Origin of the sequence: Enterobacter sp. Sphag1F, from assembly GCF_014193275.1 — a bacterium.
Classification (GTDB): Bacteria; Pseudomonadota; Gammaproteobacteria; order Enterobacterales; family Enterobacteriaceae; genus Pantoea; species Pantoea symbiotica.
The window spans coordinates 458,572-484,083 of sequence record NZ_JACHZD010000004.1 but is presented as its reverse complement, the minus strand read 5'-3'; the positions used below and the strand labels follow the sequence as shown (position 1 = coordinate 484,083).

The following is a 25,512-nucleotide window of genomic DNA, read 5'->3' as shown; positions in this document are numbered from 1 at the left end:
TGAAGTCGCGAGAAGGAGATAAGAATGAAAGGGTTGGTGAGTGCAGTGGGTTTAGCGTTGGTTGCCGTGTTACTTAGCGGTTGTAGCAGTGATTACGTCATGGCGACCAAAGATGGCCGCATGATCATGACAGATGGCAAACCTGCCATCGATAAAGAGACCGGATTGGTACAGTACACCGATGAGAAAGGCCATCAGATGCAGATCAATGGTGATGAGGTTTCAACCATCATTGAGCGTTAAGTGCCAAATTGCCCTGCCTGCACGCGTTTTCCCTTTGTGCAGGCGATTTCCCGAACTTTCCCCTCTTCCTTCCGCGCCGCTTCACACGCTATAGTCCCAAAGGACACAACATTCCCTTTCATAATGAAAAAAGGATGCCGGCAAATGCACTATCACCGTATTCCCCATAGCACGCTGGAAGTGAGTCAGCTGGGGCTTGGAACCATGACGTTTGGTGAGCAGAACAGCGAAGCCGACGCCCACGCACAGCTTGATTACGCGGTTAGCAGTGGTATTAACCTGATTGATACCGCGGAAATGTATCCGGTGCCGCCGCGCCCGGAAACCCAGGGATTAACCGAACAATACATTGGTAGCTGGCTGAAGAAGCGCGGCAGCCGTGACAAAATCATCCTCGCCAGTAAAGTGGCCGGTCCGGTACGCGGCGCGGATGCGTCGATTCGCCCGAACCAGGCGCTGGATCGTAAAAACATCCGCGAAGCGCTGGATGCCAGCCTGAAACGCCTGAACACCGATTATCTCGATCTTTATCAGCTGCACTGGCCGCAGCGTCAGACCAACTATTTCGGCAAGCTGGGTTATCAATACACCGATTCCAGCGTGCCGGTGACGCTGCTGGAAACGCTGGAAGCGCTGACGGAACAGGTGCGCGCCGGGAAGATTCGCTACATTGGCGTGTCGAACGAAACCGCGTGGGGCGTGATGCGTTACCTGCAGCTGGCTGAAAAGCATGAGCTGCCGCGTATCGTCACCATCCAGAATCCGTACAGCCTGCTGAACCGCAGCTTCGAGGTCGGTTTAGCGGAGATCAGTCAGCATGAAGGCGTCGAACTGCTGGCGTATTCCAGCCTGGCATTCGGTACCTTGAGCGGTAAATACCTGAACGGTGCGAAACCCGCCGGTGCGCGCAATACGCTGTTTAGCCGCTTTACCCGCTACAGCGGCGATCAGTCCAATCAGGCGATTGCTGCCTATGTTGAGCTGGCTAAGAAGCAAAATATGGATCCGTCGCAGATGGCGCTGGCGTATGTGCGTCAACAGCCGTTTGTTGCCAGTACTTTGCTGGGCGCTACCACGCTGGAGCAGCTGAAGATAAACGTTGAGAGTTTCAATCTGACGCTGAATGCTGATGTGTTAGAGGAACTGGAAGCGATTCATCGCCAGTTTACCTATCCAGCCCCGTAAAACCGTAGGGTCGCCATTCATGGCGACCTGGTGCGCATAAATGCGCACCCTACAATATTCTGCCGTAGGGTCGCCATTCATGGCGACCTTTTTAATTACCGTACAATCCACCGCACCTTCTACCGCCGCCCTTTCCACCACAACACCGCAATCGCCACGGCGAAAATCGCACCGAATCCGACGCCAGTCGCCACCGCAGGCGCGCCCAGCTTAATCGCCACGGTATACAATCCCAGCATCAGCAGCATCGCGGTATTTTCACCGAGATTCTGCACCGCAATCGCGTTACCTGAACCCACGGACTCCTTGCCGCGCTCCTGCAGCAGCGCATTCAGCGGCACCACAAAGAAACCACCCAGCGCACCAATCAACATCAGCACCAGATAGGCATTCAGCAAGCTGGTTTGCAACGCGAACACCACCACCATCACGCCAATCAGCACACCGGCAGGCATGCAGCGACGCACGGTTTGCAGCGTCACCAGTTTTGCCGCCGCAGCCGCGCCAATCACGATGCCAATCGCCACCATTGCATTCAGCGTGGTTGGGGTTTTGTTGTCGCTGATGCCCAGCGCCACCGGCACCCACAGCACCAGCAGGAAACGCAGCGTCACGCCCGCGCCCCAAAACAAACTGGTACCGAGCAGTGAGAAACGCGTCTCACCGTTACGCCACAGCAGCTTCGTGGCCGCGACGAAACTGCGCAGCATGGCAGCAAAATGCCAGCTCTGGCCCGGACGCGCCGCCGTCAGGCGCGGAATAAAGATGTTCGCCACCACCGCCATCGCATAGGTCATAGCACACACCACCAGCGCAGCCACCAGGTTCCAGTCCGCCAGCATCCCGCCCGCCACTGAACCCAGCAGAATCGCTGCAATGGTCGAACCTTCCATCAAGCCGTTGGCTTTTACCAGGCGTTCACCGCTGGTGATTTCGGTCAGAATGCCGTACTTGGCCGGCGAATAGGATGCCGCGCCAATCCCCACTAGCGTGTAGCCAAGGAACGGATTGAAGCCGAAGCAAATGGTCAGCGCGCCCAGCAGCTTGAGGCTGTTGGCGAACATCATCACCCGACCTTTAGCGAAGCTATCCGCCATTTGCCCGACGAACGGCGCGAGCAGAATGTAAGTGGCGACAAACAGCATTTGCAGGATTGGCTGGCTCCAGTCCGGATAGAACTGATTTTTCAGCACCGCCAGCGTAACGAACAACAGCGCGTTGTCGCCAAATGCTGAGAAGAACTGCGCCACAATCACCGCTAGCATGTTGCGTGACATTAGCGGTGCATCGTTATTTAACGCCTGGCTCATGCCTGCTCCTCTTCCGCCAGCTGCTTGAGGCTGACATAGTCCGGTTTGCCGCTGCCCAGCATCGGCAGCTGTTTCATCACGCGGATATCGCGCGGCACCGCCAGTTCTGGTGCGCCAATCTCACGCGCTGCTTTCAACAAGGTATCGCGCCCCAGTTCGCTGTCGGTAGTAAACAGCACCAAAGCTTCACCCCGATTACCATCCGGACGCAGCGACGCCGCATGCTGCTTCTCGTTGGAGGCTTTCAGCGCAATCTGTTCCACAATCTCCAGCGACACCATCTCACCGGCAATTTTGGCAAAGCGTTTTGCACGGCCCTGAATCTGGCAGAAACCGCCTTCATCAAAGCTGACGATATCGCCGGTATCGTACCAGCCTGCTTCCATCTCGCCTTCACCGTTATCGGCGACCGGCACTTCCAGCACGCCCGGATTCTCCACGCGCAGATAACCGTTCATCACGTTCGGACCGCGCAGCTGCAGGCGACCGCCCTGCTCAATGCCCGGCACCGAAATCAGACGCGAATCCATGCCCGGCAAAATGCGGCCCACGGTGTGATTTTTCGCCGCCATCGGCACGTTGATCGCCACCACCGGCGCACACTCCGTCACACCGTAGCCTTCGAGAATACGGATGCCGTATTTCTCCATGTAGATCTGACGTGTCGCTTCCTGCAGTTTCTCCGCGCCCGCCACCACATAGCGCAGACGCGCAAAATCGTAAGGGCTGGCGAAACGCGCGTAGTTGCCGAGAAACGTTGAAGTACCAAACAGCACGGTGCAGTTACGGTCGTAAACCAGCTCCGGCACGATGCGGTAATGCAGCGGGCTCGGATAGAGAAACACCTGCGCGCCGGTCAGCAACGGCGTGAACAAACCAACGGTTAAACCGAAAGCATGGAACAGCGGCAGCGCCGACATAAAGCGATCACGCGGGGTGAAATCCGCCACGGTACGAATCTGCTCAACGTTCGCCAGCAGGCTTTTATGTGAATGCACCACGCCTTTGGGATTGCCTTCCGAACCGGAGGTGAACAGCACCATCGCTGCATCTTCCGGCTGCTGCGCCACCTGCGCACGGCGCGGCATCAGCAGATGCGCCACGATCCACAATTTATCCTGCAAGGTGACGGTATCTTTCAGATCTTCCAGATAGATCCACTGCACTTCGTTGAGTCCCTGCGGCAAGTGCCACAGGTTGCCTTTTTCGAGGAACTGGCGCGAAGTAAAGACGGTTTTCACCTGCGAAGCGGTCAACGCCGCACGCATGCCATTTACGCCTGCGGTGTAGTTGAGCATCGCCGGAATGCGGCCGCGCAGCGAGGCACCCAGAATCGCCGCCGCCGTCACCGTGGCGTTCGGCAGCAGCAGACCGACGTATTCACCTTGCTTGCTGTAGCGTTCGAGAATGCGGCCGACGCCGAGCGCTTTTTTCAGCAAACCGGTGTAGCTATCCGGCTTGAAGTTGATGTCTTCGATGCACGGCTTCATTGCGCCATAGCGCTGACGCGCATTGAGGAAAGCCTCGAACAGCGTTTCACGCGGACGCACCGCCATGCGGGCTTCCATCATCACATGGTGCAAGTGTTCGCCCGCCAGCGTACGGCGATCGCGCGCACGCTTGGCTTCAGGCATCGGGATTACCGTTGGCGGCAGCACAGTCAAGGTGATGCGTGGGAACAGGCGGCGTTTAAACACGCCCGCCAGACGACCAAACGGCGTATATTCCGCGCCTTCGATACGCATCGGCACCACGGTTGCACCGGATTTCGCCGCCACAAAGCCCGCGCCGCTGTAGATCTTCATCAGCGATCCGGTCACGGTGATGCGACCTTCCGGGAAGATCACCACCGGACGGCCCTGATTGATCATGCGCACCAGATGCTTGATCGACATCGGCTTGGTGGGATCGAGCGGAACGAAGTCGATAATCGGCTTCAGCAGACGCATAAACCATTGGTCGCTGATCGATGAATAGACCGCGAACACCGGTTTGATCGGCAGAAACAGCGCCACCAATACGCCATCGAGAAATGACATATGGTTGGGGGTGATCAGCACTTTCTCTTTATGCAGTGCCGCGAGGTCGCCGCGCAGTTCCACACGCCACAGCAGGCGGAACAGGAAACGGAAAAAAGTGAGTAGCATGCCAGCTCCTTAGCAATCGTAAAAAATGGCTCTTACGATGCAGGATCTGGGGATTTTCGACAAGTGGCGCGGTGATTTAAACGCAATTGCGGTCGTAGGGTCGCCATTCATGTCGTAATGCCGCTCAGTTAAGCGCAGAGCGACTTTCGTTCGCCTCGTGCTGAGGCAGTTGCAGCACCTTCGTGCGGCGACCGAGCAGAGGACGCCTGGCCGCGCCCTCTGCACTCCCGGGCCTTGCGCCAGCCCAACCCGCCGCTACGCGGTGCCTTCACTCATTCACGATTCCTGACGGACCGGTGTCGATTCGCTCCTGCTCAGCGCCACCTCTCGCCGCATCCATGCGGCTCGCCCTGGAATCTCTCATTCGCTCAGCGGTTTGGGATGTCGCCTCAACACCCGCGCTGCAGCGACTATGCATTTTCCTGACTCACCATCGCTACAAATCCCGTAGGGTCGCCATTCATGGCGACCTGGTTTCACCGCGCATCTACCTGCCAGCCGCCGCCCAACGCCGCGATCAGACCGACGCTGCTCACCCACTGCGTGCTCTGCAGCGACAGCAAACTCTGCTGTGCGCTTAGGCTGCTGTTCTCGGTGGTGGCGACGTCGAGATAGTCGATCATCCCGGCATCATACTGATTGCGCGTCACGCGTGCCGATTCCTGTGCCGCGTCGGTTGCCGCCTGCTGCGAGGCGATTTCGCCCTGCAAGGTATTCAGCTGCACCAGATAATCTTCCACTTCGCCCATGCCCGTCAGCACCGACTGGCGATAACTGGCGACGCTGGCATCATAGGCGGCGCGCGCCTGTTCCACTTTCGCTGAGGTGGCACCGAAATCTAGCAGCGTGCCGCTCAGCTCCGGTCCCAAAGACCAGACGCGATTGGGCAGCGAGAACAGGCTGTTGATCGCCGATGAACTCACGCCGCCGCTGGCGCTCAGCGTCAGGTCGGGATAGTAGCCGGCAATCGCCACGCCAACCGCCGCATTCGCCGCCGCCACGTTGCGCTCGGCATAGGCGATATCGGGACGGCGCTGCAACAGCTGTGACGGCACGCTGTTCGGTATCGCGGGCATCGCCGCATCCAGCTTCGCCACCGGCAAGGAGAAATCCGCCGGTGCGCGGCCCAGCAGCAGCGCAATCGCGTGCTCCATCTGCGCACGCTGCCACTGATAATCCTGCGCTGAGGCGCGGGCGCTCTCCAGCTGCATCTGCGCCTGCGCTAAGGTGGCGCGCGATTCGCTGCCCGCCGCGTATTTGTTTTGAATCACCGTCAGATAGCGCTGATAGGCAGCGATACTGCGCTGATAGAGCGCGATTTTTTCGTCGATGATGCGCAGCTGGAAATAATCCTGCGCCAGTTCGGACTGCGCGCTCAGGGTGATATTCGCCAGCTCGGCCTTGCTGGCTTCGGCGCTGGCGTTGTTCTCCTCCAGCGTGCGCCGCAGTTTGCCCCACAAATCCAGCTCCCAACTGGCGCTGAGATCGGCGGCATGGCTGTTGCTGACGCTGCGTTGTCCGGTCGTGCTGGCGCGGCTGCCGCTGCGTGTGCTGCTGGCGTCGTAGCCCACCGACGGCAACAACGCCGCGCGTGATTGTCCAGCCAGCGCCTGCGCTTCACGGTACTGCGCGGCATAGCTGGCGACGTTCTGGTTGGAGATACTCACCTGTTTCAGCAGGCTGTTCAGCGTGGCGTCGTGATACACCAGCCACCATTCACCTTTGCTGTTTGCATCCTGCGGCGTCGCCTGCGTCCAGCCTTTGGCTTCTTTGAAATGGGTCGGCATCGCCATCGTTGGGCGCTGATAATCGGGGCCAACCGCGCAGCCCGCCAGCAGCATCACGGTGAGCAACGGCGTAATTTTCAGGGACATTTTCATCTATCGGGATTCCACATGACGCAACCGCAGCCACTGACGTTGCGTGGCGCGGCTCAAACGATCGAGCCAGAGATAAACCACCGGCGTAGTAAACAGAGTCAGCAGCTGGCTCAGCGCCAAACCACCGGCAATCGCCAGCCCGAGCGGGCTACGTAAGTCGGCATCGCCGCCGCTGCCCAGCGCCAGCGGCAGCGCGCCGAAGAACGCCGCCAGCGTGGTCATCATGATCGGCCTAAAACGCATTAAACAGGCTTGGGTAATCGCCTGCTGCGGCGTCATGCCTTTACTGCGCTCGGCGTGAATCGCAAAGTCGATCATCATGATGGCGTTCTTTTTCACGATACCAATCAGCAGGATGATGCCGATCAGTGCGATCACCGTGAGCTGCGTATTGGTGAGCAGCAGCAACAGCAGCGCGCCCACGCCCGCCGACGGCAACGTTGAGAGAATAGTGATCGGATGGATGTAACTCTCATACAGCACGCCGAGCACGATATACACCGCCGCCAGCGCCGCGATAATCAGCCACGGCATAGTGGCGGTAAGCTGGGCGAACGCGGCGGCGGTGCCAGCAAAACCGGCCTGAATAGTGGAGGGTAAACCGAGCTGCGCCATCGCCTGCTTAATCAGCGCCTGCGCCTGCTCCAGCGACACGCCATCATTGAGGTTGAAGGCGATGGTGCTGGTGGCGGATTGGCCCTGATGCGCCACCGACAGCGGTGCGTTACCGCCTGTGAAGCTGGCGAACGCCGCGAGCGGCACGCGATCGCCACTGTCGTTAATCACATACAGCTGCTGAAGAATCGCCGGATCGCGCGTGTAGCTATCCTGCAGCGACATCACCACATGATACTGATTAAGCGTGTGATAGAGCGTGGCGACCTGCCGTTGGCTGAAGGCGTTATTCAGCATTGTGTCGAGCATCTGCACGTTCACACCAAGCCGTTTGGCGCGGTCGCGATCGATGTTAATCACCACTTCCTGACCGCCGGTTTGCGAATCGGAATCGACGCTATTCAATTGCGGGATCGCCGCCAGCGCCGCCTGCACTTTTGGCGTCCATGTGCGCAGCAGATCGAGATCGTCGGCCTGCAAGCTGTATTGATAAGTGGCATTGGCGCTGCGCCCGCCGATATGCAGATCCTGCGCCGCCATCAGGAACATCTGCGCGCCGGCGATATGGCTGGTTTTCATACTCAGGCGGTTGGCGACTTCGGTGGCGGTGGCATCGCGCTTGTCAAAATCCTTGAGGCGCACAAAGAAGTTGGCGCTGTTACGCGAACCGAACATGCCGCTGCCCATCGACGACATCACGCTCTCCACCGCCGGATCGGACTGGATGATTTTGGTGAACTGCAGCATTTTCGGCTTCATCGCCTGGAAGGAGATGTTCTGGTCGGCACGCAGCGCGCCCATCAGCAGGCCGGTATCCTGATTGGGGAAAAAGCCTTTCTGCACCACGGAAAACAGGAACAGGTTAAGCAACACGGTCAGCACCAGGCTGAACATCGTTAGCTTTTGGTGCGCCATCACCCAAGCCAACCCGCGCGAGTAAGCCGCCAGCAAGGCGTTAAGTTGGTTTTCGATAAACTGATACAGCGGATGCGGGCGTTGAGTGACTTTGGCTTTCGGCTTGAGTAAACGCGCGCACAGCATCGGCGTCAGGCTCAGCGAGACAAACATCGAGATCAGCAGCGATACCGTCAGCGTGACGGCAAATTCGCGAAACAAACGTCCGACAATGCTGCCCATCAGCAGAATCGGGATAAACACCGCAATCAGCGACATGGTCATCGACAGCACGGTAAAACTCACTTCCTGCGCGCCACGCAGCGCCGCACGCAGCGGACTGAGCCCTTCTTCGATATGACGCGTGATGTTTTCCAGCACCACAATCGCGTCATCGACGACAAAGCCGGTGGCGATAATCAGCGCCATCAGCGACAGATTATCGAGGCTGTAACCTAGCAGATACATCACCGCGCAGGTGCCAATCAGCGAGACCGGCAGCGCCAGCGCCGGAATAATCACCGCCTGCACGTTGCGCAGAAACACAAACACCACGCCGATCACCAGCAGCATCGCCACCAGCAGCGTCTCTTCGGTGTCGTACAGCGAGGCGCGCACCGTCGGCGAGCGATCCACCACCACTTTGAGTTGGGTGTCGGCAGGCAGATCTTTTTCCAGCGCCGGCAGCTGCGCTTTAATGGCGTCAATGGTGTCGAGCATATTGGCACCGGCCTGACGCTTAATGCCCACCATCACCGACGGCATAGCGTTGAGGAAACCGGCCTGATACTGATCTTCCACCGAATCATAAACGGTCGCCACATCGTGCAGCCGCACCGCTTTGCCCTGTTTATACGTGACGATCAGATCCTGGTACTGCGCGGCTTTATCCAGCTGGCCGTTGCTGTCCACCACCCACGACTGGCTACTGCCCTGCAGAATCCCTTTCGGCTTATTGGTGGTGCTGTTGGCGATGGCGCTGCGCACCGTATCCAGCGAAATGCCATACTGGGTCAGCTTCAGCGGCTGCAGATCGATACGCACCGCCGGTAAGGCGCTGCCCATCAGCGACACTTCACCCACGCCTTTCACCTGGCCCATCGCCTGCTCGATTTTGCTTTCGGCCAGATCGTAGAGTTCGCCCGGCGTGCGCGTGGCGGAAGTCAGCGCCAGCATCACAATCGGCGCATCCGATGGATTGGCTTTGCGATAGGTCGGCAGCGACTCCATCGCGCTCGGCAGCAAACTGCGCGCGGCGTTGATCGCCGCCTGCACGTCACGCGCCGCGCCGTTGATGTCGCGATCGAGATCAAACTGCAAAATCACGCTGGTCGATCCCTGCGAACTGCTGGAGGTCATCTCGGTGACACCGGCGATCTGCCCCAGCGAACGTTCCAGCGGCGTGGCGACGGTGGACGCCATGGTTTCCGGGCTGGCACCGGCCAGGCTGGCGCTCACCATAATGGTAGGGAAATCCACCTGCGGCAGCGGCGCCACCGGCAGCAGCCGATAGCCCAACGCGCCCAGTAGCAGGATCGCCAGCGTCAGCAATAATGTGGCAACCGGGCGGAAGATAAACAGCCGGGTTAAGTTCATCGCTCGCCCCGCGCCTGCTGCTGCTTGCGCTGCATGTAGCGTTTACCGCGCTGCGCGATGCCATCAAACCACAGATAAATCACCGGCGTGGAGAACAGCGTCAGCACCTGGCTGACAATCAAACCGCCGACAATCACCAAACCCAGCGGTTGGCGCAACTCGGCACCGGAACCGGACGCCAGCATCAGCGGCAGCGCACCCAGCAGCGCCGCCATGGTGGTCATCAGAATCGGGCGGAAGCGCAGCAAACAGGCCTGATGAATCGCGTCACGCGCGCTCATGTGCTGCTTATTTTCCGCCTCCAGCGCGAAGTCGATCATCATAATCGCGTTCTTCTTGACGATACCGATCAGCAGGATCACGCCAATCAGCGCGATCAGGCTAAACTCGCTGCCCGCCAGCAGCAGCGTCAACAGCGCGCCGACCGCCGCCGACGGCAGCGTCGAGAGAATGGTCACCGGATGGATAAAGCTCTCATAAAGAATGCCGAGCACCACGTACATAGTGATTAATGCCGCCAGAATCAGCCACAAGGTGTTGCCGGTGGCGCTCTGGAACGCCGAGGTTTCGCCCTGATAACGCAATGTGATGCTCGACGGCAGATTGAGCTGCTGCGTCACTTCAGCGATCGCCTTCTGCCCCTCTTCCAGCGAGTAACCGCTGTTGAGATTGAACGACACCATCACCGCCGGGAACTGATTAAGGCGCATATTCATCAGCGAACCGGTGCGCTGATGAATGGTGGCGATGGACGTGAGTTTCACCATGCCGGTGGTGGTGGTTGTGGTGGTGTCATCCGTGGAAGACGTTGTGCTACTGGTCACCGGCAAATAGACATCATCAAACGAAGCTGGCGATTGCTGATACTGCGGCGCCACTTCCAGCACCACGCGATACTGATTGGCCTGCGTAAAGATGGTCGAGACCAGGCGCTGACCGAAGCTGTTGTACAGCGCGGTATCGACGTCGGCGGCGGTAATGCCGTAGCGCGCCGCTTTATCGCGGTTGAGTTCGACGTAGGCGACGCGGCCCTGATCCTGCAGGTTGCTCACCACGCCGTTAAACTCCGGACGCTGCTGCAAGGCGGCGACCATCTTCGGTGTCCAGCTCACCAGGTTTTCGCTGTCGGCATCATCCAGCGTGAATTGATACTGGCTCGGCGACACCTGATCGTTGACGGTTAAATCCTGCGCCGGTTGCAGATAGAGCTGAATGCCCGCCACCTGCTGCGCCGCCTGTTGCAGCTGTTTGATCACCACATCGGCTTTGTCATCGCGATCGCCAAACGGCTTGAGGTTGATCTGGATGCGCCCGCTATTCAGGCTGGTGTTGCTGCCGTCAATGCCGATGGTTGAGGACAAACTCTCCACCGACGGATTTTGCAGAATCACTTTCGCCAGCGCCTGCTGGCGTTTCGACATCTCGCTAAACGACACATCCTGCGACGCTACGGTGACGCCCTGAATCAGCCCGGTATCCTGGGTCGGGAAGAAGCCTTTCGGGATGGCGATATACAGCAGCGCGGTGAGCGCAAAGGTCGCCAGCGCCACCAGCAGCGTCAGCTTCTGATGGTTCAGCACCACCGTCAGCATGCGGTCGTAGCCGCGTACCAGCTTGTCGAACAGTTCGCCGCCTTTACGCGAGAAGCGCGACTGTTTTTCCGGCGGAATGTGCTGCAACAGATAGGCGCACAGCATTGGTGTCAGCGTTAGCGATACCACCATCGACACCAGAATCGACACCGCCAGCGTGATGGCAAATTCGCGGAACAGCCGCCCAACCACGTCGCCCATAAACAGCAGCGGGATCAGCACCGCAATCAGAGAAAAGGTCAGCGAGATAATGGTGAAACCAATCTGCTGCGAGCCTTTCAGCGCCGCCTGCATCGGCGTTTCGCCCTCTTCCAGCCGCCGTGAAATGTTCTCCACCACCACAATCGCATCGTCGATGACGAAGCCGGTGGCGATGGTCAGCGCCATCAGCGACAGGTTATTCAGGCTGAAGTCGGCCAGATACATCACGCCGAAGGTGCCAATCAGCGACAGCGGTACCGCCACGCTGGGAATCAACGTCGCCGCCACGTTGCGCAGGAACAGGAACGTCACCATCACCACCAGCGCCACCGACAGCATCAGCTCAAACTGCACGTCGCTGATCGAGGCGCGAATGGTTTGCGTACGGTCCGACAGGATGCTCATCTTCACGCCGTCCGGCAGCGCGGCCTGCAGCTTCGGCAGCTGCGCTTTGATGCTGTCCACCACCTGAATCACGTTGGCACCCGGCTGGCGCTGCACGCTGATCACAATCGCCGGGCTGTTGTTGGCCCAAGCCGACTGGAAGCTGTTCTCCGGCCCTTGTTCGATGTGCGCGATATCTTTTAGCCGCAGCGCCGCGCCGTTTTGATAAGTGATGATCAAATTGCCGTACTCATCGGCGGTGCGCAGCTGATCGTTGGCGTCGATGGTGACCGAGTGATATTTGCCGTCGAAGCCGCCTTTCGAGCCGTTCACGTTGCTGTTGCTGATCAGCGTGTTGACGTCCTCCAGCGACAGCTTGTGCGCTGCCAGCGCTTTCGGGTCCATCTGCACGCGAATCGCCGGTTGATGGCCGCCCGCCAGCGTCACCATTCCGACGCCGTTAATCTGCGACAGCTTGAGCGCCACGCGCGTGTTCACCAGATCCTGCACCTGCGTCAGCGGCAGCGTGTCGGAACTGACCGCCAGCGTAATCACCGCCGTATCAGCCGGATTAACCTTTTTGTAAGTCGGCGGATTGGGCAGATCGCTCGGCAGCAAGTTATTGGCAGCGTTGATCGCCGCCTGCACTTCCTGCTCGGCGACATCCAGCGACAGATCGAGGCTGAACTTCAGCGTGACGATCGACGATCCGCTTGAGCTGGTCGACGTCATCTGGCTCAGGCCGGCCATTTGGCCGAGCTGGCGCTCCAGCGGCGAGGTGACGGACGACGCCATCACATCCGGGCTGGCACCGGGATAGAGCGTGGTGACCTGAATGGTCGGGTAATCCACCTGCGGCAGCGCCGAAGTAGAAAGAAAGCGATAGGAGAAGATCCCGGCGATCAGTACGCCAACCATCAGCAAAATGGTGGCGACCGGACGCTGGATAAACAGGCGAGACGGATTCATTTGGCCTCGGCGGTCGCGGTAGTTTTGCGCTCATCCGCCAGCTGCACTTTGCTGCCGTTGGTCAGGCGATCGATACCTTCGGTCACCAGACGATCGCCCGGCTCCACCCCTTTGAGGATCGCCTGCTGATCTTCACCAAACGTTGGCCCGGTGGTGACCGCTTTGCGCGTCACGGTGTTGTCTTTATTGATGACAAACACGAAGCTGCCGTCGCTGCTCAACTGCAGCGCCTGCGCCGGGATCACCGTGGCATTTTTCAGGATGTTGGTTTGCAGGCGCAGATTGACGAACTGATTGGCAAACAGCGACTCGTCTTCATTCGGGAAGGTGGCTTTCAGCTCGATGGTGCCGGTGGCGGTATCGATCTGGTTGCTGATGAACTTCACCTCGCCCTGCGTCAGCGCGCGGCTGTTGTCCTGATCGTAGGCTGTTGCGGGCAGGCTTTGTCCGCCGTGCAGCGCTTTGGTCAACTGCGGAATGTTGCCCTGCGGCACGCTAAAGGTTACGGCGGCAGGCTGCATCTGCGTCACCACCACGATGCCGGTGGTATCGGTGGTTTGCACCATGTTACCGGGATCGACCAAACGCAAACCGACGCGTCCGCTGATCGGCGAGGTGATGCGCGCGTAATCGATATCCAGTTTGGCGCTGGCGATCTGCGCTTCATCGGCGGCGACCGCGCCTTTGTACTGGCCAACGGTGGCAGTTTGCGTATCGAGATCCTGGCGCGATAACGAATCCTGCGCCGCCAGTTTTTGATAGCGCACCAGCGTTAATTGCGCGCTTTTCAGCAACGCCTGGTTCTGATTGAGATCGCCCTGATACTGCGCCAGCGTCGCCTGATAGCTGCGCGGATCGATCTGCGCCAGCAGCTGTCCAGCGCTGACTTTCTGCCCTTCGGTGAAGAACACCTTTTCCAGCTGACCAGCAACGCGGCTGGTGACCGTAACGCTGGCGTTGGGGATTACCGTGCCGAGCGCGTTGAGGTATTCCGGCACATCGGCAGTCGTGGCGATGCCGCTGTGTACCAGCGTTGCGCCGCCCATCATCATCGCCATGCCCGGCGGGCCGCCCGCACCACCACGATGACCGCCGCGTCCGCCCTTCTCGCCGCCCGGCGGCATGCCGCCATGCCCGCCGACCACGCGCCAGATCACGCCCGCCACAATCAACAGCACAACCAACAGGAGCAGCCATTTCAGCCAGCGAGAGAACGTGGAGCGGGAAGCGTTAGGAGTCATCAGGATCTTCAAGTCAGCAAGAAAAAGGAAAATCCCCGGTAAAACAGGGGATTATTTCAAAGGGAAATCATCACTGCGCGCATTATCGGTTGAATGCCCGCGCGAATTCCATACGCGAACCGTAAGGGTTTCGTTAAGGCAATTAAGATTTCCAGCCGCCGCCTAACGCCTTGTACAGGGTGATTTTCTGGCTCAGCTGGCCCAGATGCGCGCTGATCAGCGACTGCTGCGAACTGTAAAGCGATCGCTGGGCCACTAACACATTGAGATAATTGTCTACACCTTGTTTGAAGCGCAATTCTGAATAGTCGTAGTCGCGCTGATTGGCGCCAACCTCCTGTTGCAGCGCCGTCAGCTGATCCTGCCAGGTATCCTGACCGGCCAGCGCATCGTTCACCTCTTTAAAGGCGGTTTGAATCGCTTTCTCGTAATCAGCAATGTCGATGCGTTTTTCGATATGCGCGATATTCAGGTTGGCCTCGTTTTTACCGCCGTCAAAAATAGGCAGATTAATCGATGGCATAAATGACCATGCGCCGGTGCCGCCGCCCAGCAGGCTACCAAGCGAACTGCTGGTGGAGCCGCCGGAGGCGGTCAGCGTGATGCTCGGGAAGAAGGCGGCACGCGCCGCGCCGATATTGGCGTTCGCCGCCTTCAGCGTGTGCTCGGCCGCCATGATGTCCGGGCGACGCGTCAGCAGATCCGACGGCAAGCCAGCGGGCGTCTCCGGGAATTGCCAGTTGGCATCCAGCGTGGCGTGCGACAGCAGCGTGGCGGGCAGATCGGTGCCGACCAGCAAGCGCAGCGCATCGACATCCTGCCGCACCTGCCGCGTGTAACTCGCCACGTCGGCCTGCGCCGCGCGCACCGTGCTTTCGGCCTGCGCCAGATCCTGGTCGCTGCTGGCACCGCCGTCGTAGCTGAGTTTGGTTAGGCGATACGACTCCTGCTGGCTTTGCGCGGTACGTTGCGCCAGATGCAGCAGATCGTTATCCGAGCTCAGCGTCAGCCACGCCGTCGCCACTTCCGCAATCAGCGAGATGCGTGTGGCGCGCTCGGTGGCGGCGCTCGACAGATAGGTTTCCTGCGCCTGATCGCTCAGGCTTTGCAGGCGGCCGAAGAAATCCAGCTCCCACGACGTCACACTCAAGCCGCTGTTCAGCTCGTGATAGGTCACCGCGCCGCTGGTTTTGGTGTTGTAGAGATTGGCCGGTTCATGCGCCGAGGTCTGGCTGGCCGTGGCGTTGATCGACGGCATCAACGCCGCGCGCTGCACCGTGACGCCCTGCTGCGCCTCTTGCACATTCAGCGCCGCCACGCGCAGATCGCGGTTGTTGTCGAGCGACATCTGAATCAGGTTGCGCAGTGTGGCGTCGGTGAAGAAGTTCTGCCACGGCAAATCCGCGACGTTGCCGACCGGCGTCGCCTGATCGTATTTAGCATCCACCGGCAGCGCCGGGCGCTGATAGTGCGGAGCCATGCTGCATCCGGCCAATACCAGCATCAGCGGCAACAGCGCCAGACGGAAATTATTAATGTTCATTTTTAACTTAAGCATTCTAGTGCCTTTGTATGAAGGTGCGCATGAATGCGCACCCTACGAAAACCTGTAGGGTCGCCATTCATGGCGACCGTTTAACTGTCTTGCACGGTCTCTGCTGCAGCTTTTTTCTTACGCGCAAAAAACTGCGAAACCACCACGTAAAACATCGGCACAAAGAAAATGGCGAGGAAAGTCGCGGTGATCATGCCGCCCGCCACCGCCGTACCAATTGAGTGCTGACTGCCAGCGCCCGCGCCGTTGGAGATGGTCAGCGGCAGCACGCCGAGGATAAACGCCATCGAAGTCATGATGATTGGACGGATACGCAGCCGCGCCGCTTCCACCGCCGCTTCCACCAGCGTTTTGCCCTCGCGCTCATGCAGCTCTTTGGCGAACTCGACGATAAGAATGGCGTTCTTCGCCGCCAGCCCGACCGTGGTCAGCAAGCCAACCTGGAAGAACACATCGTTTTGCAGGCCGCGCAGCAGCACCGCGCTGATGGTGCCGAGAATGCCGAGCGGCACCACCATGATCACCGAGAACGGAATCGACCAGCTCTCGTACAGCGCCGCCAGACACAGGAACACCACCAGAATCGAGATCAGATAGAGCTGCGTGGTTTGGCTGCCGGAGGCCTGCTCCTCATACGAAATGCCGTACCACTGCACGCGGAACCCGTGCGGCAGTTGCTTCGCCAGCTGCTCCACCGCCTTCATCGCTTCACCGGTGCTTTGGCCCGGCGCGGGCGATCCGAGGATCTCTTCGGCGGTTAAGCCGTTAAAGCGTTCAAAGTGCGGCGAGCCGTACACCCATTTGCCCGAAGCAAAGGCGGAGAATGGCACCATGGTGCCGCTGCTGTTGCGGAAGTACCATTTATCGAGATCGGACGGCGTGACGCGCGAGTCCGCTTTGCCCATCAGATAGACCTCTTTCACGCGGCCGTTATACATGAACTGATCGATGTAGCTGGAGCCCCACGCCACCGACAAAGTGTTGTTGATGTCGGTCATGCTCAGGCCAAGCGCGCTGGCCTTCTCATCATTGATCTCCAGCTGATACTGCGGCTCATCTTCCAACCCGTTAAGACGCACCTGCGCCAGATGCGGATCTTTGTTCGCCAACGAAATAAGCTGGTGCGCGGCATCCATCATCTGCTGATGGCTGTGCGCGCCGGTATCCTGAAGATACAGGTCGAAGCCGGTGGCGTTGCCCAGCTCCATCACCGCTGGCGGCACCATGGCGAAGATTTTGGCGTTCTGATAGTTGGCGAAGTGCGCCATCACGCGGTTCGCCAAATCCTGCACGCTTTGCCCGCTGTGCGTGCGGTCGCCCCAATCTTTCAGGCGCACAAAGGCCATGGCGTTGCTCTGGCCGCGACCGGCAAAGTTAAAGCCCGCCACGCCAAAGGTGGTGGTCACCACCGACGCTTCGTTCTGCTGCAGATAGGCGTTGAGATCGTTGATTACCTGCTGAGTACGCTGCGACGACGAATTCACCGGCAGCGTGATTTGCACCATCATCAAGCCCTGATCTTCGCCCGGCAGGAAGGTGGTCGGTACACGCGTGAACAAAAAGCCCGTCACGCCGACGATCACCAGATAGATCACCAGGAACAGGCCGCGACGGGAAATCACTTTGCTGACGCCGCGCGTGTAGTGCATCGCGCCGCTGTCGAACTTGCGGTTAAACCAACCGGCGAACCCGGTGGTTTTGTGCTCCGCCGCTGCCGGTTTCAGCAAGGTGGCGCACAGCGCGGGCGTGAAGATCAGCGCCATGATCACCGACAGCGCCATCGCCGAGACGATGGTGACCGAGAACTGCCGGTAAATCACGCCGGTCGATCCGGAGAAGAACGCCATCGGCAGCAGCACCGCCGACAGCACCAGTGCGATGCCAAACAGCGCGCCCTGAATCTGCTGCATCGACTTGATGGTGGCGGCTTTGGGATCGAGATGCTCTTCGTGCATCACACGCTCGACGTTCTCCACCACCACAATGGCGTCATCCACCAGCAGCCCGATGGCCAGCACCATACCGAACATGGTGAGGGTGTTAATGCTGTAACCAAACGCCGACAGAATGCCGAAGGTGCCCAGCAGCACCACTGGCACCACCAACGTGGTGATCAGCGTGGCGCGCAGATTTTGCAGGAAGATCAGCATCACGAAGAACACCAGCACCACCGCTTCGATCAGCGTTTTCACCACTTCTTCAATCGAGGCGCTGACCACCGGCGAGGTGTCGTACGGATACTGAATTTCGACGTTATCCGGCAGCGAATCTTTCAGGTCGGCGATGGTTTGGCGCACCGCTTTGGCGGTATCCAGTTCGTTGGCCCCGGTTGCCAGGCGCAGCGCGATACCGGCGGCCGGTTTGCCGTTCATGGTGGCGTCGATGCCGTAGCTCTGCGGCCCGAGCGCTACGCTGGCCACATCTTTCAGCCGCACCTGCGAGCCATCGCTGTTCACTTTCAGCAGCACATTCTCAAACTGCTGCACGGTGGTAAAACGAGTTTTGCCGAGGATCGTCGCCTCGGTTTTCGCGCCCTGAATGGTCGGCAATCCGCCCAATGAACCAGACGACACCTGCACGTTCTGGTTATCAATCGCCGTGGTGACATCGCTCGGCATCAGGTTGTATTTGTACAGCTTGGCCGGATCGAGCCAGATGCGCATCGCGTATTCCGATCCCAGCACCATGAAGTCGCCGACGCCCGGCGTACGCGAGATTGGATCTTCCAGTTTCGACACCAGCATGTCGGCCAGATCGCCGTTGGTCAGCTTGCCGTCTTTGGAGATCAGCCCGATGACCATCATGAAGTTTTTCTGGTACTTACGGATGCGGATGCCTTGCTGAGTGACATCGGTGGGCAGCTGCGACTCCGCCAGCGACACGCGGTCCTGCACCTGAACCTGGGCGATATCGGGATTGATGCCCTGATTAAAGGTGGCGATGATCTGCGCGCTGCCGTCCGAGGCGCTGCTCGATTCCAGATAACGCAAACCATCCAGGCCGTTCAGCTGCTGCTCAATCACCTGCACCACGGTGTTTTGCGTGGTTTCGGCGCTGGCGCCCGGATAGGTCACCGAGATGGATACCGCTGGCGCGGAGATGTTGGGATATTGATTGACCGGCAAACTGATAGCGGCAATCGCGCCCACCAGCATCACGATAATCGCGATAACCCAGGCAAAAATTGGACGTTCAATAAAAAACTTCGACATGCCGCCCCCTTATTGCGCTGCTGCGTCAGTCATCGAAAGACTCACCGCATTAGCGGATGGCGTGTCATTGGTGTTAGCGGCGGTGGTTGTCACTTTCACCCCGCTGCGCACGCTTTGCAGGTTGTTCACCACCACGTTTTCCCCTTGCTGCAGGCCCGACGTTACCAGCCATTCGCCTTTGATCATCTCGCCAGTCTGGATGCTGCGCTGCTCGATGGTGTCGTCGCTTTTCACCACATAGACATACGGCTGACCTTTGGTGTCATGCATGATCGACTCTTGCGGCAGCAGAATGCCATGCTGCTGAATGCCCTGCGGGAAGCTGGCGTGCACGTACATGCCGGGAAGTAATTCGTTATTAGGGTTCGGGAACACCGCGCGCAGCACCACGGTGCCGGTGGCGGTATCGACGTTCACTTCCGAGAACGCCAGCTTGCCCTGCTCGGCGTACTGGCTGTTATCTTCCAGCGACAAGTCCACTGCGGCGGTGTTATCAGCCACTTTGGCGATTTTGCCGTCGGCCAGCGCACGGCGCAGGCGCAGCAGATCGGTGGAGGATTCACTGACATCGACATAGATCGGATCAAGCTGAGTGATGGTGGCGAGATAATCGGTTTGCCCGTTAGTGACCAGCGCACCGGCGGTGTACAGCGAGCGGCTGATGTGGCCGGAAATCGGCGCTTTCACCAGCGTATAATCGAGATTCACCTTGGCGGTTTCCACATCGGCTTGCGCTTCACGCGCGGCGGCGACCGCATCGTCGTAAGTTTGCTGACTGATGGCGTGCGCGTTGGCCAGCGGCTGATAGCGCTTCACCACCATCGCATCGTTCTGCCAGGTCGCCATCGCTTTGTCGTAGGCCGCTTTATAGGTGGCCGGATCGATTTGATACAGCGGCTGGCCGGCTTTCACTTCACCGCCCTCAGTGAACAGGATTTTTTCAATCACGCCGCTCACCTGCGGACGCACCTGCGCGGTTCTTACCGCCGTGGTCCGGCCTGGCAATTGGGTTACGAGCGTAACGGGTTGCGCTTTCAGGTTGACCACGCCCACTTGCGGGGTGGCGGATGCGGCGGGCTTTGCTCCGCCCTGGTCACAGGCTGCCAGTAAAAACACCACGCTGGCAGAAAGAAGTTTCAGGCGCATAGTTGTTCTCTAAAAGATAGGAAGGGAATAGTCACGAAGGTAATGACTCAAAAAGTCATTGTAGGGAGGCGGGTTAAGCGAGGTTGTTAAGGTTGCGTAAAATATATTTTCCAAAGGAAAATGGTAAACCTTTCGTGCCATAAATCGTTGGGATTTTTAGCTTTTCGCGGTTTTTTAATGGGGATCGCGTGCGTGCATATCGCACCCGTAGGGTCGCCATTCATGGTGACCGTTCCGAAGGTCGCACGGTGCGGCCATTGGCAAGGTCGTCATGAATGACGACCCTACGGTTAACCTTTGGGTTCGATGCCGCGACGTCGCAATTCGCGGCGCGCCAGCTCTTTTAACCAGCACGACAGCGTGACGTTGTCGTCGTCAGTCACACTGCGCAGCTGTTCGTGCAGATCCGGATGAATACGTAACTGAAACGCCGAGGATCGGCCCTCGCCTTTTGGCGTGCGGTCTTTGGTTTTTGGCATTGCGGGTGGCCTCAACGAATCGCAATAAAAAATCGCCCCTTAAAGCGCTACCAACACTGTAAGGGGCTAGCGAACCGCCATGGAATGCGACATCGCGGTGCGTTACATACAGGTTACACAACCAGATATTTTTATGTTGCCGGGGAAGTGTTAAGACTCAGACAAGAGGTGTGAGCGAGTTCGCGCGGCAGTAAATAACAGGCAAAAAAAACCCACGCATCTGCGTGGGTCGGTGTAATAACAGGGTACTGCCAAAGCAGCTTGTTTCACACCCATCAATACCTCTGGGATGTCCATACTCGCACCGTTGAGCCGGTGAAAGACAGGTGCAAAAAGCAACGGTGTTTGGGGAAGTGAAACGAGGTGTGAATATTCTCCACACCTCACTTACACTTTTGATTTAACTAAGATTTGTCTGAAGAAGGTTTACTGTAGATCGCGTCAGGTGCCACGTTCATGTGCTTGAGTACCGGCCCCATGATGTTGCCGAAGATGGGTGCCGCCACCGAGCCACCAAAGTGATCGCCAGCAGTCGGATGGTTGATCATCACCACCAACGCTACTTCCGGATGGCTGGCAGGCGCGATGCCTGCGGTGTAGTTGATATAGCCGCCATCGTACTTGCCGCTGGTGCCCATCTTCTCTGCGGTACCGGTTTTAGTCGCCAGACGATAACCCGGCACCGCCGCTCTGACACCGGTGCCGCCCGGCAGCACGTCGCTCTCCAGCATATGCACCACGGTTTGCACCACCTGCGGATTCGCCACCTGCTTGCCTAACACCGGCGGCGTCACTTTGGTGATCGACAGCGGACGATAGACGCCGTACGAACCGAGCGTGGCGTATTCACGCGCAATCTGCAGCGGCGTAACGCGCAAGCCGTAGCCAAAGGCGAAGGTGGCGCGTTCGATATCAGCCCAGCGCTCGCGGTGCAGCGGGAAGTAACCCACGCTCTCGCCGGTCAATCCCAGCCCGGTAGGTTTACCCAGACCAAATGCCTGATAGGTGTTTACCAGCGCTTCAGCGGGCATCGCCAGCGCAATGTGCGAGACGCCGATATCACTCGATTTCTGCAGGATGCCGGTCATGGTGAGGCGCGGCCAGTGGCCGACGTCGCGGATCAGGTGGCCGTTAACGCTGTACGGCGTGGTATCGATCACCGAATCGGCGCGCACCAGATGGCGCTCCAGACCTTCCATCACCACCAGCGGTTTCACCGTGGAGCCGGGTTCGTAGCTGTCGTTGATCGCCGAGTTACGCATCTGCGCCGGCGTGGCGTTTTCGTAGTTGTTCGGGTTGAACGACGGATAAGAAGCCATCGCCAGAATTTCGCCGGTATCGATTTTCACCAATACCGCCGCGCCCGAATCCGCTTTGTTAAGCAGTACGCCGTCGCGCAGTTTGCTGTAAAGCGTGAATTGGTCAAACTTGTCGATGCTGAGCTGTACGGTTGGCGGCTGCTGTGGCGGCTGGTAATCGATCATCGCAATGATGTTGCCTTCGCCATCCTGACGATAAACCTCTTTGCCGGGATCGCCCTGCAGCACATGATCGAAGCCTTTCTCGATGCCGTTCAGGCCGTTGCTGTCGGCTCCCACGATACCAATCAGCGGCGCGGCTGCTTCACTCATCGGATAGAAGCGGCTGTCGTTATATACCGAGCTGATGCCTTTCAGTTTCAGCTCGGCGATATCTTTGGCGATGCCGAGTTCGATTTTGCGGCCCAGATAGAGGAAGCGTTTTTTCGGGTTGGCGGTGATGGCCGCACGTAGATCTTCCGGACGCTGATTGAGCGCCGCCGCCAGATACGCCCATTTAGCGCTGGTGAAATCGGGATTCGCCTCCAGCACGCGCATTGGATCGGCGATGATGTCACGCGCCGGAACGCTCAGTGCTAACGCCTGGCCGTCGCGGTCCAGCAAGGTGCCACGGTTGGTCGGCAACGTCACGGTTCGCAGCGAGCGCTGATCGGCTTCGTGCTCCAGCATCGGATGTTTGATCAGCTGCAGGTCACCCACGCATATCAGCAACAGCACCAGACAGCAGAAAACGCCAAGGCAAATCAGGCGAAAACGAAACGGGTTAAATGGCGCTTTTATCTGGTCTTTTCCCAGAAATTTTTTAATAGGAGGCATAACGTCCACTGCGATAAAAAATCAGGCTTAATGCCAGCAGTTATAAAGAAACGTAAACCGAGTTGACAGGAAAACTGTGTTTCGATTCGTTAAGCAAAAAAAAACCTGCGCATCTGCGCAGGTCGGTGTAATCAAGAAAACTTTTTGATGTTCACCCATCAATACCTCTGGGACCCTGACTGTAGCAAGGCGGCACGCTGGGAAACCATCTCCTAAACGCAACAGTTACCGGCAAAATGTAACCAGCGATGAGATTATTCGTTGCCCATTCACATCAGATGTTTTTTGATTTCCACCAGGCAACTCATGGCGTTAGGGCCCTGCGTTAACGACGAGGTGCCGATGTCTAATGTCAGTACATTCGGGTTGCCGGCGCGATCCCACGGCTGCCAGGCGCGACCAAATCCGGGATCAAACCAGGCGCCGGTGGCGATGATCACTACGCCCGGCGTTAAACCGTCGGTCAGGCGCACACCGCCCAGCATGCGACCACGCGCGTTGTTCACCTCAATCTCATCACCGTCCTGAATATCACGCGTTGCCGCATCCTGCGGATGCATATACAGCGTCTCATGTCCGGCGGTTTTGTTGCCTTGCACCGTGGCGGTGGCATCCATCTGGCTGTGCAGACGATCGGATGGCTGAATCGAGATCATATGCAGCGGGAACTCGGCGCTGAGCGGCGCACCCAGCCACTCCTGCGGCTCGCGCCACTCCGGATGTCCGGCGAAATCGTCCAGCTGATAATCGGCGATGGTTTGGCAGAACAGCTCAATTTTGCCGCTGGCGGTTTGAATCGGATGGCTGATCGGATCGGCGCGGAAATCATCCATAAACACGAACGGCTTGCCGCCTTCCGGGATCTCGACAAAACCGCGCTCCCAGAACTCACCGAACTCCGGGAATGGAATATCACGACGTGCATGTGCTACTGCGCACTGTTGATACAGATGCTCAATCCACTGCATCTCATTGCGCCCTTCGGTGAACACATCACGATAGCCCAGACGATCGGCGATATCGGCGAAGATATCGAAATCGTTACGCGCCTGATGCTGCGGCTTAATCGCCTGATGCATCGCCAGCACGAAACGATCGCGTGACGATCCGCCGATGTCGTTGCGCTCCAGCGTGGTGGTGGCGGGCAGCACAATATCCGCCATCTGCGCCGCCGGCGTCCAGACGATATCCTGCACAATCACCGTATCCGGGCGCTGCCAGCCTTCCACCAGGCGATTGAGCTGCTGATGATGATGGAACGGATTGCCGCCCGCCCAGTGCACTAAGTGGATATCCGGATAGTGTTGGGTTTCGCCCTGGAATGCGTACGGCTGGCCGGGATTGAGCAGCATGTCGCTGATGCGCGCCACCGGAATCGACAAATTGCCTGGATTCGGGCCGGTGCTCATCATCGGTGCCGGACCGTCCTGACGCGGATTGCCGACGCTGTTCATCGAGCCGTGACCAAAGGAGAACCCGCCGCCCGGCAAGCCTGGCTGACCGAGCATCGACGACAGCGCAATCATCATCCAGTACGGCTGCTCGCCGCGATGGGCGCGCTGAACCGAATAGGAGCAGGTAATAAAGCTGCGTTTGCCCATCAGCTGCTGCGCCAGCAACGCAATGCGCGCCGCCGGAATGCCGGTAATGCTGCTGGCCCACTCAGGTGTTTTGGCGATGCCATCGCTTTCACCGAGCAGATAGCTGCGCAGCTGCGGCCAGCCGGTGCAGTGGCTGGCGAGGAAGCTTTCATCCAGCGCGTTACGCTGTGTGATTTCAAAACCCAGCGCCAGCATCAGCGCCACGTCGGTGTTCGGGCGAATTGGAATCCACTCGGCATTGACGAACGCCGGGCAGTCATCACGCATCGGGCTGATGTTGATGATTGGCGTGCCTTTGGCGCTGAGCTGCTCCAGCGCCGGTTTCAGGCTGTGCTGCCCCGCGCCGCCAGACGCCACCTGGCCGTTTTTCAGCGCCAGGCCGCCAAAGGCGATAAAGATATCTGCGTGCTGCACTACTTGCGGCCAATCGGTTACGCGACCGGTCAGCGGCATATAGGTGCCAATCACGTATGGCAGGAAGAACTGCGCCGCGCCCCAGCTGTAATTACCTTGCTGATCAACACCGCCTCCGCCCTGAAAATAGAAGCGGCGAATCAGCGTGCGCGCGTGGTTGACGCGCCCGGCGGATGACCAGCCGTATGAGCCGTTGAAAATGCCGGATGCGCCGTAGCGATCGCGCACGCGGCGATTCTCTTCCGCCACCAAATCCAGTGCGGTATCCCAGTCCACCGCCACGAAATCTTCCCGCCCGCGTAAGGTGCGATCGCTGTTCTCGCGCGACTTCAGCCATGAACGGCGCACCATCGGCTGGCGAATACGTTTATCCGAATAGACCAGTTCAGGAATGGTGTTGAGCATCGGCGACGGATCGGCATCGGCGAAGAACGGTTCACAGCCAATCAGGCGATCGTTTTCAGTGACGGCAGTGAATGCGCCCCAGTGCGCCAGGTGTGGCACGCGAGTTTTCATGGTTTTTGGGTCCGGCAGGCAGGTGTCATTATGTCTGGCAGCATAACATGAGGCTGTAATTGAGCTAAAGCACGGCTGTGAGCGCCTGATTTTCCGTGCTTTTGCGACAGCGCTGGCATTCTGCCGGGTTGCTACAGGGTGGGTTTTCCGTAACACTGGTGGCATGTGTAAACGTTTTCCCGGATGTCGATAATCGC

14 protein-coding genes are annotated in these 25,512 nt (G+C 58.6%); 2 read left to right on the top strand and 12 right to left on the bottom strand.

All coding sequences use genetic code 11. The annotated features are described in order from the left end of the window. The first annotated feature begins 24 nt into the window (after positions 1-24). Both FHW71_RS15640 and FHW71_RS15635 read left to right on the top strand, forming a co-directional pair. Entirely contained in the window at positions 25-243 is a 219-nt protein-coding gene (locus tag FHW71_RS15640; RefSeq protein WP_007890930.1) for a YgdI/YgdR family lipoprotein, read from the top strand. Between the two features lie 144 nt (positions 244-387). Further along, positions 388-1,428 carry an NADP(H)-dependent aldo-keto reductase gene (locus tag FHW71_RS15635; RefSeq protein WP_179452239.1) on the top strand — a complete coding sequence of 347 codons (1,041 nt, stop codon included), beginning with the start codon at positions 388-390 and terminating at the stop codon, positions 1,426-1,428. Positions 1,429-1,547: 119 nt separating this feature from the next. On the opposite strand, the gene lplT is transcribed toward FHW71_RS15635, so the two are convergent. The 12 genes from lplT to FHW71_RS15575 form a co-directional block, all read right to left on the bottom strand. Then, the gene (gene lplT / locus FHW71_RS15630; RefSeq protein ID WP_008109254.1) at positions 1,548-2,738 is read right to left on the bottom strand and encodes a lysophospholipid transporter LplT; all 1,191 of its coding nucleotides are present in this window, start codon (positions 2,736-2,738) and stop codon (positions 1,548-1,550) included. Beyond that, positions 2,735-4,885: a bifunctional acyl-ACP--phospholipid O-acyltransferase/long-chain-fatty-acid--ACP ligase gene (aas, locus tag FHW71_RS15625; RefSeq protein WP_179452238.1), complete on the bottom strand. Its 2,151-nt coding sequence runs from the start codon at positions 4,883-4,885 to the stop codon at positions 2,735-2,737. Before aas ends, lplT begins: the two co-directional genes overlap by 4 nt. Positions 4,886-5,361: 476 nt before the next feature. Beyond that, positions 5,362-6,765, bottom strand: a complete 1,404-nt coding sequence (locus FHW71_RS15620) for an efflux transporter outer membrane subunit (protein ID WP_179452237.1) — start codon at positions 6,763-6,765, stop codon at positions 5,362-5,364. After that, positions 6,766-9,870 (bottom strand): efflux RND transporter permease subunit, encoded by a 3,105-nt coding sequence (locus tag FHW71_RS15615; protein WP_179452236.1) that lies wholly within the window; start codon positions 9,868-9,870, stop codon positions 6,766-6,768. Then, positions 9,867-13,016 carry an MdtB/MuxB family multidrug efflux RND transporter permease subunit gene (locus FHW71_RS15610; protein WP_179452235.1) on the bottom strand — a complete coding sequence of 1,050 codons (3,150 nt, stop codon included), beginning with the start codon at positions 13,014-13,016 and terminating at the stop codon, positions 9,867-9,869. Before FHW71_RS15610 ends, FHW71_RS15615 begins: the two co-directional genes overlap by 4 nt. After that, positions 13,013-14,257 carry an MdtA/MuxA family multidrug efflux RND transporter periplasmic adaptor subunit gene (locus tag FHW71_RS15605; RefSeq protein WP_179452234.1) on the bottom strand — a complete coding sequence of 415 codons (1,245 nt, stop codon included), beginning with the start codon at positions 14,255-14,257 and terminating at the stop codon, positions 13,013-13,015. Before FHW71_RS15605 ends, FHW71_RS15610 begins: the two co-directional genes overlap by 4 nt. A 142-nt stretch (positions 14,258-14,399) precedes the next feature. Next, positions 14,400-15,800 carry an efflux transporter outer membrane subunit gene (locus FHW71_RS15600; protein ID WP_179452293.1) on the bottom strand — a complete coding sequence of 467 codons (1,401 nt, stop codon included), beginning with the start codon at positions 15,798-15,800 and terminating at the stop codon, positions 14,400-14,402. Positions 15,801-15,892: 92 nt separating this feature from the next. Next, a complete protein-coding gene (locus tag FHW71_RS15595; RefSeq protein ID WP_179452233.1) occupies positions 15,893-19,024 on the bottom strand; it encodes an efflux RND transporter permease subunit in 3,132 nt (1,043 codons plus the stop codon). 9 nt (positions 19,025-19,033) lie between these two features. Beyond that, a complete protein-coding gene (locus tag FHW71_RS15590; RefSeq protein WP_179452232.1) occupies positions 19,034-20,170 on the bottom strand; it encodes an efflux RND transporter periplasmic adaptor subunit in 1,137 nt (378 codons plus the stop codon). Between the two features lie 290 nt (positions 20,171-20,460). Then, positions 20,461-20,649, bottom strand: coding sequence for a hypothetical protein (locus tag FHW71_RS15585; protein ID WP_008109078.1), 189 nt, complete (start codon positions 20,647-20,649; stop codon positions 20,461-20,463). Between the two features lie 404 nt (positions 20,650-21,053). After that, entirely contained in the window at positions 21,054-22,784 is a 1,731-nt protein-coding gene (locus FHW71_RS15580; protein ID WP_061719881.1) for a penicillin-binding transpeptidase domain-containing protein, read from the bottom strand. Between the two features lie 269 nt (positions 22,785-23,053). Then, positions 23,054-25,315, bottom strand: a complete 2,262-nt coding sequence (locus FHW71_RS15575; RefSeq protein ID WP_179452231.1) for a molybdopterin-dependent oxidoreductase — start codon at positions 25,313-25,315, stop codon at positions 23,054-23,056. Between the last annotated feature and the right edge of the window lie 197 nt (positions 25,316-25,512).